Source organism: Emticicia sp. C21 (assembly GCF_003418935.1).
Lineage (GTDB): Bacteria > Bacteroidota > Bacteroidia > Cytophagales > Spirosomataceae > Emticicia.
Genome location: NZ_QVMT01000001.1, coordinates 700,266 through 714,415, shown reverse-complemented (window position 1 = coordinate 714,415; position 14,150 = coordinate 700,266). Strand labels below are relative to the sequence as shown.

General features: G+C 38.5%; 14 protein-coding genes. 10 read left to right on the top strand and 4 right to left on the bottom strand.

Going from position 1 to position 14,150, the window contains the following annotated elements; all coding sequences use genetic code 11:
- Positions 1-100 precede the first annotated feature (100 nt).
- Entirely contained in the window at positions 101-970 is an 870-nt protein-coding gene (locus D0T08_RS02950; RefSeq protein ID WP_158561180.1) for a diacylglycerol kinase family protein, read from the top strand.
- The gene (locus tag D0T08_RS02945; RefSeq protein WP_116981066.1) at positions 967-1,305 is read left to right on the top strand and encodes a translation initiation factor; all 339 of its coding nucleotides are present in this window, start codon (positions 967-969) and stop codon (positions 1,303-1,305) included. Before D0T08_RS02950 ends, D0T08_RS02945 begins: the two co-directional genes overlap by 4 nt.
- Here the strand turns inward: D0T08_RS02945 and D0T08_RS02940 are convergent.
- The 3 genes from D0T08_RS02940 to D0T08_RS02930 all read right to left on the bottom strand — a co-directional run bounded on the left by D0T08_RS02940 (position 1,286) and on the right by D0T08_RS02930 (position 3,643).
- Positions 1,286-1,789, bottom strand: coding sequence for an MOSC domain-containing protein (locus D0T08_RS02940; RefSeq protein WP_116981065.1), 504 nt, complete (start codon positions 1,787-1,789; stop codon positions 1,286-1,288). The two genes, D0T08_RS02945 and D0T08_RS02940, sit on opposite strands and share 20 nt — an antisense overlap.
- 28 nt (positions 1,790-1,817) lie before the next feature.
- The gene (gene nth / locus D0T08_RS02935; protein ID WP_116981064.1) at positions 1,818-2,477 is read right to left on the bottom strand and encodes an endonuclease III; all 660 of its coding nucleotides are present in this window, start codon (positions 2,475-2,477) and stop codon (positions 1,818-1,820) included.
- Between the two features lie 62 nt (positions 2,478-2,539).
- Entirely contained in the window at positions 2,540-3,643 is a 1,104-nt protein-coding gene (locus D0T08_RS02930; protein ID WP_116981063.1) for a VWA domain-containing protein, read from the bottom strand.
- A gap of 173 nt (positions 3,644-3,816) precedes the next feature.
- On the opposite strand from D0T08_RS02930, the gene D0T08_RS02925 reads away from it, so the two are divergent.
- The 8 genes from D0T08_RS02925 to D0T08_RS02890 all read left to right on the top strand — a co-directional run bounded on the left by D0T08_RS02925 (position 3,817) and on the right by D0T08_RS02890 (position 12,538).
- The gene (locus D0T08_RS02925) at positions 3,817-5,700 is read left to right on the top strand and encodes a putative porin (RefSeq protein ID WP_116981062.1); all 1,884 of its coding nucleotides are present in this window, start codon (positions 3,817-3,819) and stop codon (positions 5,698-5,700) included.
- A gap of 148 nt (positions 5,701-5,848) precedes the next feature.
- Positions 5,849-7,063 carry a glycosyltransferase gene (locus tag D0T08_RS02920; RefSeq protein ID WP_116981061.1) on the top strand — a complete coding sequence of 405 codons (1,215 nt, stop codon included), beginning with the start codon at positions 5,849-5,851 and terminating at the stop codon, positions 7,061-7,063.
- 29 nt (positions 7,064-7,092) lie between these two features.
- Positions 7,093-7,725 carry a 16S rRNA (guanine(527)-N(7))-methyltransferase RsmG gene (gene rsmG, locus D0T08_RS02915; RefSeq protein ID WP_116981060.1) on the top strand — a complete coding sequence of 211 codons (633 nt, stop codon included), beginning with the start codon at positions 7,093-7,095 and terminating at the stop codon, positions 7,723-7,725.
- 40 nt (positions 7,726-7,765) lie between these two features.
- On the top strand, positions 7,766-8,053 hold the full coding sequence (locus D0T08_RS02910) for a PH domain-containing protein (RefSeq protein ID WP_116981059.1): 288 nt from the start codon (positions 7,766-7,768) through the stop codon (positions 8,051-8,053).
- Complete coding sequence (locus D0T08_RS02905) at positions 8,054-8,749, top strand: hypothetical protein (RefSeq protein WP_116981058.1); 696 nt, start codon at positions 8,054-8,056, stop codon at positions 8,747-8,749.
- Positions 8,750-8,906: 157 nt separating this feature from the next.
- Positions 8,907-9,734, top strand: coding sequence for a S1 RNA-binding domain-containing protein (locus D0T08_RS02900; protein ID WP_116981057.1), 828 nt, complete (start codon positions 8,907-8,909; stop codon positions 9,732-9,734).
- A gap of 17 nt (positions 9,735-9,751) precedes the next feature.
- Positions 9,752-10,117, top strand: coding sequence for a RidA family protein (locus tag D0T08_RS02895; protein WP_116981056.1), 366 nt, complete (start codon positions 9,752-9,754; stop codon positions 10,115-10,117).
- Positions 10,118-10,324: 207 nt separating this feature from the next.
- On the top strand, positions 10,325-12,538 hold the full coding sequence (locus tag D0T08_RS02890) for a T9SS type A sorting domain-containing protein (protein WP_116981055.1): 2,214 nt from the start codon (positions 10,325-10,327) through the stop codon (positions 12,536-12,538).
- A gap of 259 nt (positions 12,539-12,797) precedes the next feature.
- Here the strand turns inward: D0T08_RS02890 and hemN are convergent, their stop codons facing one another.
- Entirely contained in the window at positions 12,798-14,147 is a 1,350-nt protein-coding gene (gene hemN, locus D0T08_RS02885) for an oxygen-independent coproporphyrinogen III oxidase (RefSeq protein ID WP_116981054.1), read from the bottom strand.
- Positions 14,148-14,150: the final 3 nt, after the last annotated feature.

The window sequence follows — 14,150 nt, the reverse complement described above, 5'->3', positions numbered from 1 at the left end:
AATAAATAAAATAGTCGAACTCTCTCAAATATTCAGAAAGTTTGTTTCAATCAACTATTTTTGAGTGATTATTCATTTGAACTTAGTTATCCCCCTATTTGTGAGCAAGCAAGAAATCTGGTTTGTCGTTAATCCCTTTTCAGGCCGAAAGAAAAATCACCAGGCAATTATCAGCCTGATTGAAAATCAATTAGACAAAAAAAAGTATCAGGCTAGAGTTATTCCCACCAAAGCAGCAGGACATGCCACCGAACTGGCTTATGAAGCCTCAGAGAAACAAGTACCTTATATAGTAGCGATGGGCGGCGATGGCACTGTAAACGAAACCGCTAAGGCATTAATTGGCAGCAAAACAGCTTTAGGTATTATGCCCCTGGGTTCGGGTAATGGATTGGCTAGGGAGTTAGGTATTTCTATGAAACCACATAAGGTCATTGAGGCACTTAATAATGCTACCGTAAAACAGATTGATGCCTGTTATGTAAATGATATTCCATTTTTTTGTACGGCTGGGGTAGGCTTTGATGCCCATTGTGCCGATGTGTTTTCAAGATTGAAAGGACGTGGATTATTTAACTATATAAAAGTAGGTTTTCAGGAATTCTGGTCTTATCAGCCTTTGCCATGCAATTTTGGTGGGAACGATTACAAGGTGTTCAGCATTACTTTTGGCAATGCCCGCCAGTTTGGGAATAATGCATATATTGCCCCAATTGCTCAGATAGACGATGGTTTCATTGATTGTACTCTGCTGAATCCGATGCCACTCTGGCAAGTGCCAGGTATTATTACCAAGCTATTTAACAAAACGATTAATGAATCTCCGTATGCCGAAGTGTACAGGGGAGCTAAATTTAAAATGAAAGGTCAGGAAAATCTGTTGATTCATTATGACGGAGAGCCTTTAAGGCTGGATACTGATGAATTAACGATAAGTATTCGTGGAAAAAGCTTGCATGTAATGATATGAAAAATAAAAAACACCGTGAGGGAGTGGTATATTCAACCAATCCCGATTTTGCATTTAACTTTGGTGAAGAGGAGGAAATAGAAACCTTAGCCCCACAGCAACAGAACCTGAAAGTCTGGTTGGATAGGAAAGGGGGTAATAAGGTTGTAAGTAGGGTAGAAGGCGTGATTGCCAAAGACGAAGACCTTCAGAATCTAAGAAAGAAACTCCAGAACCTATGCGGTAGCGGCGGCACAGCTAAAGATGGAGAAATACTTATACAAGGCGACCACCGTGATAAAATCTTAGGCTTTTTATTAAAAGAGGGTTATAAAGCTAAAAAAGCTGGGGGATGAAATCCTGAATTGGCGATACCTCATCACCAATTTTTATTATACCGCCTTTCATCACCATGCAGGTGATTCCCCCATGCCCGCGCATGGCATTGTATCCGCCAGGGCCCAGGTTTTCTTCCATTCGGCTGCACGGGTGACAGTAGCCTGTCCCTTTTAATACTACCTCGCCAATCTGGAAAGTAGTATCATGAAAAGCCAATAGGTTAATGCCTGAAACTACGATATTGCGTCGCAAAAGGGCAGGATCAATACTTTCTTTATGAAGCATTTTGGCAAAAGCTTCAATATGTTCTGCTTGTATGAGGGTTACTTGTCTATTGCGTGAAGTGCCGCGGTAGCGATCGCCTACTATACCTTTCTTTTCAGTTATTTCAATAGTATCAACTATGTGTATCGATCCTCTCGAAGTAGAGCCGGGGCGATAACTTAACCATTCTACCTTGCCATTGTAGGCAAAGTTTTTCATCAATTGTTTAATTTCCATCTATTCAGCTTTTTCACTAATAACCATTTCAGAGCGAAGGTGTTTTGAAATCTTTGGTTTCATAGGCCAGACAGAAGCTTTTCAGTTCACATTCCGGGCATTTTGGGGAACGCGCTATACAGATATATCTTCCATGCAAAATCAACCAATGGTGGGCTACCGAAATAGTCTCTTTGGGTAGATACTTTATCAATTCTTTTTCTACCAGTAATGGGTTTTTAGCAGTTTTAGGCACTAAACCCAAACGGTGAGAAACACGGAAAACATGGGTATCAACAGCCATAGCTGGTTGATTATAAATAACTGAAACTATTACATTAGCAGTTTTGCGGCCTACTCCCGGCATTTTTTGTAGGTCTTCGATGGTATTGGGTACTTCTGAATTAAAATCATTTACCAGAATACGAGCCATACCTATCAGGTTCTTACTCTTATTATTTGGGTAGCTTACAGTTCTTACATACTCAAGTACTTCTTCGGCAGTAGAAGCAGCCAGACTTTCGGGTGTTGGGTAGCGCTCGAATAATCGTGGCGTTACCATATTTATTCGTTTATCAGTACATTGGGCTGAAAGTATCACAGCCACTAGTAATTCGTAAGCATTGGTGAAGTTGAGTTCGGTTTCGGCTTGGGGATAATGTTCGGTAAAATAAGTCACTAAAGCTCTATAGCGTTCTTTTTTATTCATCGGTTATAAGGTAGTTTTTAACTTAGGGTCTCAGGTTAATGAATCAATATAAACCGGACGGGCTACTTTACATTCTTACGTCTATTACGTTGGAAGTCTTCTAAAACGAATCCACCTAATCCATTCAGATTGCTGTAATAAGCCCGGCCATTATTTACCTCGGTAAACTGTTGTACAAATTGTTTGAGATAAGGGTCTGAGGCAATCATGAAAGTTGTAACCGGAATATCCATTCTACGGGCTTGTGCTGCAATCGTCAGGGTTTTATTCACAATCTTCCGGTCGAGACCGAAGCTGTTTTTATAGTATTTAATACCTTCTTTCAAACAGGTCGGCTTACCGTCGGTAATCATAAAAACCTGTTTGTTTTTGGTTTTTCTGCGACGTAGTAAATCCATTGCCAGTTCTAATCCGGCTACAGTATTAGTGTGGTATGGCCCTACTTCCAGATAAGGAATGTCTTTCAGTTGTATCTGCCAGGCATCATTGCCAAATACCAGTATATCTAAGGTATCTTTAGGGTATTTAGTGCGGATTAATTCTGCTAATGCCAAGGCTACTTTTTTGGCAGGCGTAATACGGTCTTCGCCATAAAGAATCATGGAGTGAGAAATATCAATCATCAATACCGTAGAAGTCTGTATCTTTGATTCCCGGTCAACTACTTCCAGATCACTCTCCAACAGCATAAAGTCATCAATACCACTATTTATTTGAGCATTTTTCAATGATTCTGTCATAGAAATCTGTTCCAGGGAGTCGCCGAACTGAAAAGCGCGTACATCACTGCTTAATTCATCGCCAACTCCTGTATAAGGGGTATGGTGGCTACCACTCGATTTGGTGCGTTTCAGTTTGCCAAAGATTTCCTCAAGTGACTGCTTTCTGATACTTTGCTCACTTTTAGCTGTGATTTTATACTGCTGACCCTCTTGATTTTCTTCGGTGATATAGCCTTTTTTCTTTAAGTCTTCTATAAAATCGGCCATGCCGTAGTTATCATCCGTAAGTTGATACTGACGGTCAAGGTCACTCATATAACTCAATGCCTGACCTACGTCTCCGGCTGTAATTAATAATAATTGTTGAAAAATATTGAGCAATTGCTCGAATTTGGTGTTGCCCTTCATTTCGGGCTTAAACTCTGAAAAACGAAAACCAAGCATGACAATCAGTGATTTAGTATTCTGTTACCTCTCTCTAATAATTAACGCTTTTTATCTGCTTAAAGTTTGGCTATATTAACAATCTATACTTTTTAAGAACTATTAAGAGTTGGCTTGACCAAAATCCGAAGATTTGCCGTAAATTGCAACGTTTTTATAGTAATTGGCGGAACATGAGCATAAAAAAAATATTCTTTACACTTTTATTGAGCTACTTTTACGGTTTATGCCACGCCCAAATCCTTGACGATTCTACTAAGCAAGTTTACGGACTTAAGACTACCCGTTATATTCTCGAAAACGATATTCTGAATAATCGCAAAACCTATTATAATCCCGATTCTACTCTTGATGGTTTTCATCTGTTTGATAGAAATCTCAAAAGCGGTTGGCTGTATCAGGACTTGGGTCTGATAGGCACGGCTGTGAAACCTTTGTTTTTCCAGCCAAATGAAGAGGTAAGTAAGCAATTGGGTTTTACTACTTATGGTTTTTATGCCTTTGATGCCACAAAAAGCAAATATTATAATACTAAATCGCCTTATACAAATATGTATTACTCCCAGTCGGGTGGAGGCATGTTGTATCTGGATTTTACACACTCACAGAATATCAAACCCCGCTGGAATATAACATTTGATGTACGACGCCTCACTGCTGCCAAACAATATGGTGCACCACAAACCCGAGAGGAAAGACTAGTAGATAGCTGGGCTTTGCTTGGATCAACCAATTATGAATCAAAAGATGGGAAGTATACTGTTTTAGGTACTTATAACCATTTTAATCATGCTCCTGTAGACCAGGGTGGTATAAAGCCTTTGGATGACAGCCTTAAATTTGTTGAAACAAGCGACTTAAGCAATTATAAAAATTTCTTGTCGAGGCTAAGCAATGCCTCTTCGCGCGATTGGAGAAACGAATTTCATATTTATCAGCAATATCAATTGTCTAATGGGTTTCAGGTCTACCATATTTTAGATTATCAAAGACGTATCGATTACTATCAGGATAATAGTTTCAAAGCTGATACGGCCAACGGGCTGAATTTCTATGGACAGATAATGCCTACAGACACGGCCTCTCTTAACCAAATACCTGATACACTTTCAATAGCTTACAGGTACCGCCTGATCGAGAATAAATTTGGTATTAAAGGTATTTACAGAGGATTTGCTTACAGACTTCACCTGCGTCATCGGCTTTATAATCTCACCTCTAATTTTGGCAACGATTTCAGATTGAAATTCCAGAATGAAGTACTGGCAGGCGCATGGGCTAATTATTATTTTCCGGATAGTTTAAAACGGGCTTATGCCGAGTTTGAAATCGGTACTAATCTGAATTATAAACTGAAAGCCGAATATATTGGCCCTCGACTCAATGCAGGATTTAGCCAGCTTTCTACACCCGCTTATATTCTGGACGAGCGCTTTATGAGTGCTGCTTATAGTTGGAATCAAAGCCTTAAAAATCAGTTCTCCAATAACTTTTATGCCTCAACTGCTATTCAGTTTGGGCGATTCAGGTTTTTACCAAGTGCTTATTATACGCTGATAGATAATTATATTTATTATGATTTGAATGCCCGGGTAAATCAATCATCTGTTCCGATAAGCATTTTCAGAGCATCTTTAAATATTGAGTACCGTTGGAAGAAATTTCTGTTGGCCAACCAGATTCATCTGGCTCAAACCTCTCAAAGAAACATCATCCGCATGCCTGCTATTGCCAATAACACAACGGTTTCTTATGAGTTTGTCTATGCCAAAAGATTGCATATTAATGCCGGGGCTGAGATTTATTATCGTACGGCTTATTATGCAGATAATTATATGCCACTAACCCGACAGTTTTACTTGCAGAATGATAAAAAAGCGTGGGGGTATCCGGTGGTAGATTTATTTGCCAATATGAAAGTGAGCAAGGTAAGAGTTTTCTTGAAATTCGCTCATGTCAACCAGGGTTTCCCTGCTAGTGGTTATTTTGTAAGTTCAGTCTATCCGGGCTTACGTCGAACATTCTTCCTGGGTGCCAACTGGCCTTTGTTTGACTAAGCGGGATTAAAAAAATATAAAATTTTTATTAAAACTGCTGCAAAATGACTTATAACGTAATTTTCTTGATTTAATTATTTAGGTTTGTAGAAATTGTTCAATTAAAGAATTTTATCTTTGCACACTTTTAAACCTAAACTCTTGATACATGGTGTTTTGGCACTATTTACTACCGATTCTTTTTTTCACTGCTGTCTTTGTTCAACTCATTTTTATTTTGGGTATTTTTCCGGGCTTATTGTCGCATCAGGATGCAGAGCGTGATACAATTTCGAATCAGAAACCAGGAGTTTCGGTGGTTATTGCTGCTTGGAACGAGCTTGAAAATCTGAAAGAATTGCTGCCGATATTAGAATCACAGAATTATCCTGATTTTGAAATAATTGTAGCAGATGACCGCTCACACGACGGCACTTACGATTACCTCTTATTCAACGAGGGGGGCTATTCAAAAGTTAATTTTGTCAGAATTGAGTCATTACCTGCCCATTTTACAGCCAAAAAATTTGCCGTAACCATGGGAATCAAAAAAGCCACTAAGGACATTATCTTGTTGACCGATGCCGATTGCCGCCCTACCAGTGATTACTGGATTGATACGATGGTAGCACAACTCGACAAAGGAAAGGATATTGTACTGGGCTTTTCGCCATACAGTTTTGAGGATTCACGTTTAAATTCGCTGATTCGTTATGAAACTTTTCAGACTGCCCTGCAATACATGTCTTTTACAAAGGCTGGTATGCCATACATGGGCGTAGGTCGAAACCTGATGTATCGCCGGGATTTATTCTGGGTAGGAAATGGTTTTCTGCACCATCAGGAGTTATTAGGCGGAGACGATGATTTATTTGTCAATGAGGTTTCTAATAAAACAAACGTAGCTATTTGTATTGACGAAAATGCTCAAATGATATCTGAACCCAAAAGAACCTGGGGAGATTGGGTTACACAAAAACGTCGCCATTTATCGGTAGGCAAGCGTTATAAATTCAGGGATAAGTTTTTATTAGGAAGCCTGGCAACAAGTCAACTAGTATGCTGGTTTATATTATTGCCAACTTTCTTTATAAAACCAGATTGGTTTGAAGCCCCTGAGTGGTCGAGAATTCCAACAGAGTGGTTGGATGATAATAATTTACAGGATTTCTATCTGTACAATGACTGGATGCGATTGATAACAGGCGTGTTTCTTTCATGGTTATTTATCAGATGGATAGTTCTTGCTAAAGCCAATAAAAAACTGAGTAGTACCATACAATCGTTCAAGATTCCGTATTACGATTTTCTTTATGCCTGTTATTATCTGGTTTTTGGCCTGATTACTATTTTCTCGAACCCTAAAAAGATTAAGTGGAGATAAGATAAATTTTACTTTTTTGCGCATTGTATATGCCTGCTAATATAGATATACTGACTAAATATTTTCCGAAACTCACGGCTCAACAGCGTGAGCAATTTGAACAATTGCAGGAACTCTACAGTTTTTGGAATAACCAGATTAATGTGATTTCAAGACAGGATATTGAGAACCTGTACGAAAAACACGTTTTGCATTCGCTGGGTATAGCCAAAGTGCTTAATTTTAAACATGGCACAGAAATTTTAGATGTAGGTACAGGCGGCGGTTTTCCGGGTATTCCTTTAGCTATTCTGTTTCCTGAATGCCATTTTCATCTGGTAGATTCAATAGGTAAGAAAATCAAGGTAGTTACCGAAGTAGCTCAGGCTATCGGTTTAAAAAACCTGACTGGGCAGCACGAAAGAGCCGAGAATGTGGCAAACGATTTTGACTTTATCGTAAGCAGGGCTGTAACCAGGCTTAAACCATTTTATGGTTGGGTACAGGATAAGGTTACCAGAAACCAATTTAATGACCTGAGAAATGGTATTTTATATCTGAAAGGCGGAGATCTGGAAGAAGAATTGCAGGAGTTTGGTAAAAAATATAAGTTGTATGACCTTTCAGATTATTTTGAAGAAGAGTTTTTTGAGACCAAAAAAGTAGTTTATGTGCCATTCTGATGCACATATAATTTTTGACAACCCATAAATAATCAATACAATGAACGAAAGATTTGCAGCTAGTACACTGAAAAATCCGTTAATGCCCGATGAAGTTATTTTCAACGAAAAAGGCGTTACTTTCAAGGCAAGAAAAGTTTTTAGTAGCTCTGAACAATTTGTTTTTTATAACGATATAGCGGGTGTAGAAATAGATTCTGGTATGTTTTTCTCAACCATTCGCATCAAGGCGCGTGCAAGAGAGCATGAAATAATAATTGAGAATTTTACAAAAAGCGATGCGCGTAAAGTGAAAGAACTGATTCTTGAACGTGCTTTTCAGCAATAAATGTCTGCCATAGCTTATATCAGACCAGAAGCAAAAGAAATTGTGATTTCTGCTAAACTCTGGTTTTATGGTACATTTGCTGCACCTGAGTTGGTAGATAAAATAGTACTCGAAATCAGTAGCCAATACAACGAAGCGCAAGGCAAAATACAGATAAGGCAGACTGATGGAAGTATAGCCACTTATCTCATCAGATTTGAAATAGATTCAGCCGTTGTATCGGTAGATGAGGTTTTTGATCTGGTGCAAAATAATACCGATTACCGGAATAATTATATCCGGATTGAGCAGGATAATATCCTGAAACGCTCATTTATGGGTCACGAATTAGGAGGCAATATAGGGCACTGGCTGATAAGTGATAATCTAGGGGAATCCACCACTGCTGCACATGAATTTGGTCATTCTTTAGGGCTTGATCACCCCGCTGATGTTGATTTACGAGCAAGAGAATCGCCACCTCCCATGATGGCTCCCAGAGGAACTTTGGTAAAACCTAAATTCCAATGGAACCCAACAGTAAATGCCGGGGAATTTGGTGGAACCATGAAACCGATTTACAGGAAAGTATGTCCCGAAGAAGTAGTTCAGATTTTTGCAGGTCATACTTTTTCAGCAGAAGGCACTCTCAATTTAGGCATCCTCAACAATCTGGTATATGATGAGATGGGTAATCCTTATTACTTTATTGAATGATTTAGTGAATGAGTGATTATTTTATTGAATCATGAATTTCCCAATTTATCAGACTAGTAATTAAAAACATAGAAAAACAACTGAGGCGCATTTAGTATAGAATAATTGAGGAAGGAAAATCTAATCACTAAATCACTAAATCACTCATTCACTCAATATGAACTTAGGCGTTAAAAATACTTTAAGAGTGCTACGGGGTACTAGTGTGGGTATGTACCTAGGCGATGAAGAGGGTAATGATGTATTGTTGCCCAAAAAGTATATCCCCGATGATTTGATAGTAGGAGATGATATAGAAGTATTTATCTATAAAGATTCCGAAGACCGTATCATTGCTACTACGCTTGAACCCAAAGTTCAACTCAATCAATTTGCTTATCTGCAAGTAATGGCTGTGACGGGTATCGGTGCTTTTCTGGACTGGGGACTTGAAAAAGACCTCTTTGTGCCGTTTAAAGAACAGAACAAAAAACTAAACACAGATGACTGGTGCGCCGTATACGTTTATCTCGATGAAGAGACTGATCGCTTAGTAGGTTCATGCAAGGTGAATAAGTTTTTTGAGAAGGATAACATTGAATTAGAGGAGGGTGAAGAGGTCGATTTACTCGTTTTTGAAGAAACAAATATGGGCCTGAACGTAGTTATCAACAACAAATATAAGGGGTTGATTTACGAAAATGAGATTTTTCAAAGGGTAAAGTTAGGAAGCCAGCTCAAAGGATATATCAAATTCATAAGAGAAGATAGCCGGATAGATGTAAGTCTCCAAAAGCAGGGATATGCCAACGTAGAGCCGAATGCAGAAAAAATACTGGAGAAGCTAAAAGCCAATAATGGCTTTTTGGATGTGACTGATAAAAGCGATGCCAATTACATTATGTACCAGTTGGAAATGAGTAAGAAAACCTTTAAAAAAGCTGTTGGAGGCTTATATAAACAGCGCCTGATCAGGATAGAAGACGACGGAATTTATTTAGTTTGACAACAAAAACAACAAATATGAAACAAATAATCTTTACTGAAAAAGCACCCGCTGCCATCGGCCCTTATAGCCAGGCCGTACTGGCAGGTAATACACTTTATATGTCGGGGCAAATAGCGCTGGACCTCGCCACTTCGGGCGATATAAAGGCCGAAGCTAATAAAATTATGGAGAACATCGGTCATATATTAGCCGAGGCCGGAATGGACTATTCGAACATTGTAAAATCGAGTATTTTCCTGAAAAATATGGATGATTTTGCCACAGTTAATGAAGTATATGGCAGCTATTTTACCTCGAATCCGCCAGCCAGAGAAACTGTTCAGGTAGCCCGATTACCAAAAGATGTAAACGTTGAAATTTCGGTAATTGCGGTTAATTAAATTTTAATCTGGCAGCCAAAAAATTAATATGAAATGCTTAAACTTGATTATCAGGTATTTGCAAAATAGATTATTCTGCCAAATAAAATAAATCCTTACCGTAAAATAATTTTCATTGTTAATAATGTATCTTTAATAAAGAAAATCTTATATATTTACGAAAAAAGCAATTCCTCCCATTTGTAACTAAAACTAAATAGTTTAGCTATGAGAAAAAATTATTTTCTATCTCTATTATTGTTGATGAGCGCTTTCTGGAATGTTGAGGCTAAAGAGAGAGAAATCTCAAAAGAAACCGCCCCTACTTCCATTACAATGATGGCTCCTGTACTACCAAGACCAACTGAACTTTCTGGAACATCTGTATCAGGTGTTGGAACCCAGATTAATTTGGTTTGGCGGGATAATACTTCTGGAGGTAACCAAGAAACCAGTTTCCAGATTGCTATTTCTTCTAATGGTGGCACAAGCTATAGCTTCAATTCTGCCGGTCCTTCATTAGGCGCTTTTGCTGTGGGAACCCTTCCTGGCTTAACCCCTGGTGCAACCTATAAGATTGCAGTAAGAGCTGTAAAGGCTGGATCAGGTCCAACTACATTTTCAGGATGTACAGTAACTATTCCTAACGAAGTTAATAATCCTCTTAATCAATATTCTTGCTGGAGTGATATTATTACTGTGAGTACTAATCCTACAGTTCCAACAACTCCTTCAAATGTTCTGGTACTTGATCATGAGACAACACAGACTCAAGCAAAGTTGTATTTTAATGATAATTCAACTAACGAACAAGGATTTTATATATCGCGTTCTACCAACGGAGGTCCTTGGGTACCAGTAGTAACTCTTCCAGCTTACGCAGGTACAGGTCAACGTGTATATGTTGATAACGGTCTTCAGGATGCGTCATATCATCGCTATCAGATTGCTGCTTATAACGTAAGTGGTCTTTCAACAGTAGTTGAATCAAGACAATTTGAAACATTGCCTTACGCTCCACAGGCACCATCAATATTAATATCTCCTTGGACAACCTTGAATACAATTCGTATAGAATGGACATTTAACTCAACCAATCAAACAGCAACTGTGATTCAACGCTCAAATGATGGGGTGAATTTCTATGACTTGAATGATAGTTATTTTCCATTTATCAACTGGTATGAAGATGCTGGATTGGGAGAGGGTCAAACATTCTGGTATAGAGTAATGGTGGTAAACAAAGGCGGTCGTAGTGGTCCTTCAAATGTAATCCAGGCTACTACTCAAAGACATACGGCTCCTCCTTCGCCTTATGATCTAATGGCAAAAACCATGTCGCCTTACAGAATTGATTTGAACTGGTCGAACGCTATTCCTGGTCCGTACGATATTCCTGTAGCTACAAATATCTACCGTTCAACTAATGGTACTAACTTCGTTAAAATAGGGGAAGTTACACCAGAGCAATTTACTTATAGCGATACCACTGGTAAGCCAAAAACAAAATACTGGTATAGACTTGGTTCCGCAAATACTTATGGCGAAAACTTCTCAAATGTAGCAACTGCTACTACTTTGGGGCCTCCTTCTATGCCAACTAACTTGCAGGTAATTGCCACAAAAGATAGCCTAGGTAATGATATTCTGGTTGCCAGATGGAATGATGCTTCTGATGACGAAGATTACTTCGTATTAGAAAGAGCTACTGATGTAAACTTTACTCAGAATTTGTTGACTGCAAATCTTTTGAAAAACTATACCTCAGCTACAAGTATTCCGTTTGATGAAGGTGTTAATTACTTCTTCCGTATCAGAGCTGTAAACGAGCATGGTTCATCTGAATTTACAGATTGGACAAGTGTAACTTCGTTCTATACTGCTATTCCTAACAAACCTTATGCTTTGAAAGCTACTGCAGCTGGCAAATCAGTAACGTTGACATGGGGTGATGATTCAAACAAAGAAGAAGGTTTTGAAGTAGAACGTTCGACTGATGGTGCCAACTTTGGTAAAATAACTACAACTGCTGCCAATGCCATTTCTTATGTGGATAACACTGTAGCAAATAGCACTAAATACTGGTACCGTGTAAGAGCTGTGAATCCAAAAGGAACTTCTGCTTATACTGATACTGTATCTGTAACAATTGCAGCTGCAACTCAAGGATTAGTAGCAAGAAATGATATCTCTAATGAAGCATGGCAGGTATATCCAAACCCAACTGTTGATGCTGTACAGGTTACCTTACCTGAAAGCATGCAGAACCAGGTAGGTGTAGTAACGATTGTTGATAAAACAAACAGAGAAGTGATTAAAGCTAAATTGAACTCGAATCAGAAAGAATATCGTTTCGATTTAAGCAATTTCTCTGAGGGTACTTATATCATCAATATCAGTACAGGTTCACAACAAATCTCGAAGAGAGTATACAAGTTTTAATTGAAACAATGAGTATATAAATAAAATAAGCGTCTCAATGGGACGCTTATTTTATTTTATAACTTTTGCTAAAGTTTAATAGCTGGCCGATATTAAAAAGCATTTTGTGAGAGGCTCTTTAAAGAGGAATGATTCAAGGTGTGTATCAACTAACTTAGAAGAAAATCGTATTTAAATATTGAATAGGCATATAAATAAAGAAGCGCCTCAAAGAGACGCTTCTTATATTTTCACAACTTTTGCTAAAATTAAATACTTATCAAATAGCCTTTGAAAAAGTATTAGTTATCACACTGCCTGTCGGGCGAATGTACTTGTCGAAAACTGTACATACATTTCTGATAAACGCACGTCCCTCTTCGGTTACTCTTACCTTATTATCAGCCAATACCAAAATACCATCTTCCTGCAATTCTAATAACTGTTGAATCTGCTCCTGATTGAGATCATTTGATGAAAAATCTGTTTCAAATCGGCACATCAGGTTCTGGATATAGTTTCTCCATAACATATCAGTCTCCGACTGGATATGCCCACGCAGCAACGGGAAAATATGATTTTTAGTAAGGTGTATATATTCGTCTAAACTCTTGGTATTCTGCGATAAAGCCGTCCATGAATCGCTAATAGCCGAAACCCCTAAGCCAAGCATACATTTTGATTGTGAGGTGGTATAACCCATGAAATTACGGTTGAGCGAGCCATCCTTAGCAGCCTTAAATAATGAATCAGTTGGGCGTGCAAAATGATCCATACCCACTTCGGTATAGCCATTTGCTTCAAAAATCATCCGGCCTAATTCGTATAGTTGTCTTTTAACAGCTGCGCTTGGCAGATTGTTTTCATCAAAACCTCTTTGTCCGTTTCCTTTCAACCAAGGCACATGTGCATAAGAGTACAATGAAAGTCTATCTGGTGAAAGCTCTATAGTCTTTTTGATGGTTTTCTCAAACTGTTCGATATTCTGGAATGGTAGGCCATAAACTAAATCATGGCTGATAGAAGTATAGCCAATCTTTCGGGCTAACTCGGTTACTTTCTTTACATTCTCAAATGGCTGCAAGCGATTGATAGCTACTTGTACGACATGATCATAGTCCTGCACACCAAAACTTACCCGGCGAAAGCCTAAATCATATAATGTCTGGAGATGTGTTTCGGTTGTATTATTGGGATGGCCTTCAAAACTAAACTCGTGTGTCGGGCTTACTTTTGAGCCCGAAAGAATGCCTTCAATTAGTTCTTTAAGATTTTCGGAAGAGAAAAAGCTTGGCGTACCACCGCCTAAATGAATTTCCTCAATTTCGGGTGCTTCTTTTAGCAAGCTACGGTACATATGCCATTCTCTCAATACAGCTTCAATATATGGTACTTCAAACTGATGATTGATAGTAATGCGTTTGTGACAAGCACAGAAAGTACAAAGACTCTCACAAAACGGGAGATGTATATAAAGACTAAGTTTTTTCTGGTTTTTATAAGTACGAATAAAGCTCTCTTTCCATTGAGCTTCTGTAAAGCTATTATTATCCCAGTAAGGTACAGTCGGGTAACTCGTATATCTTGGTGCTGAAGTATTGTACTTCTCAATAAGTGCTGATTGGGTCATTCT

Bases quoted from the DNA above. Each gene is read 5' to 3' on its own strand.
- D0T08_RS02945 (WP_116981066.1), top strand. From the start codon at position 967: ATGAAAAATAAAAAACACCGTGAGGGAGTGGTATATTCAACCAATCCC.
- D0T08_RS02940 (WP_116981065.1), bottom strand. From the start codon at position 1,789: ATGGAAATTAAACAATTGATGAAAAACTTTGCCTACAATGGCAAGGTA.
- nth (WP_116981064.1), bottom strand. From the start codon at position 2,477: ATGAATAAAAAAGAACGCTATAGAGCTTTAGTGACTTATTTTACCGAA.
- D0T08_RS02930 (WP_116981063.1), bottom strand. From the start codon at position 3,643: ATGCTTGGTTTTCGTTTTTCAGAGTTTAAGCCCGAAATGAAGGGCAAC.
- D0T08_RS02925 (WP_116981062.1), top strand. From the start codon at position 3,817: ATGAGCATAAAAAAAATATTCTTTACACTTTTATTGAGCTACTTTTAC.
- D0T08_RS02920 (WP_116981061.1), top strand. From the start codon at position 5,849: ATGGTGTTTTGGCACTATTTACTACCGATTCTTTTTTTCACTGCTGTC.
- rsmG (WP_116981060.1), top strand. From the start codon at position 7,093: ATGCCTGCTAATATAGATATACTGACTAAATATTTTCCGAAACTCACG.
- D0T08_RS02910 (WP_116981059.1), top strand. From the start codon at position 7,766: ATGAACGAAAGATTTGCAGCTAGTACACTGAAAAATCCGTTAATGCCC.
- D0T08_RS02905 (WP_116981058.1), top strand. From the start codon at position 8,054: ATGTCTGCCATAGCTTATATCAGACCAGAAGCAAAAGAAATTGTGATT.
- D0T08_RS02900 (WP_116981057.1), top strand. From the start codon at position 8,907: ATGAACTTAGGCGTTAAAAATACTTTAAGAGTGCTACGGGGTACTAGT.
- D0T08_RS02895 (WP_116981056.1), top strand. From the start codon at position 9,752: ATGAAACAAATAATCTTTACTGAAAAAGCACCCGCTGCCATCGGCCCT.
- D0T08_RS02890 (WP_116981055.1), top strand. From the start codon at position 10,325: ATGAGAAAAAATTATTTTCTATCTCTATTATTGTTGATGAGCGCTTTC.
- hemN (WP_116981054.1), bottom strand. From the start codon at position 14,147: ATGACCCAATCAGCACTTATTGAGAAGTACAATACTTCAGCACCAAGA.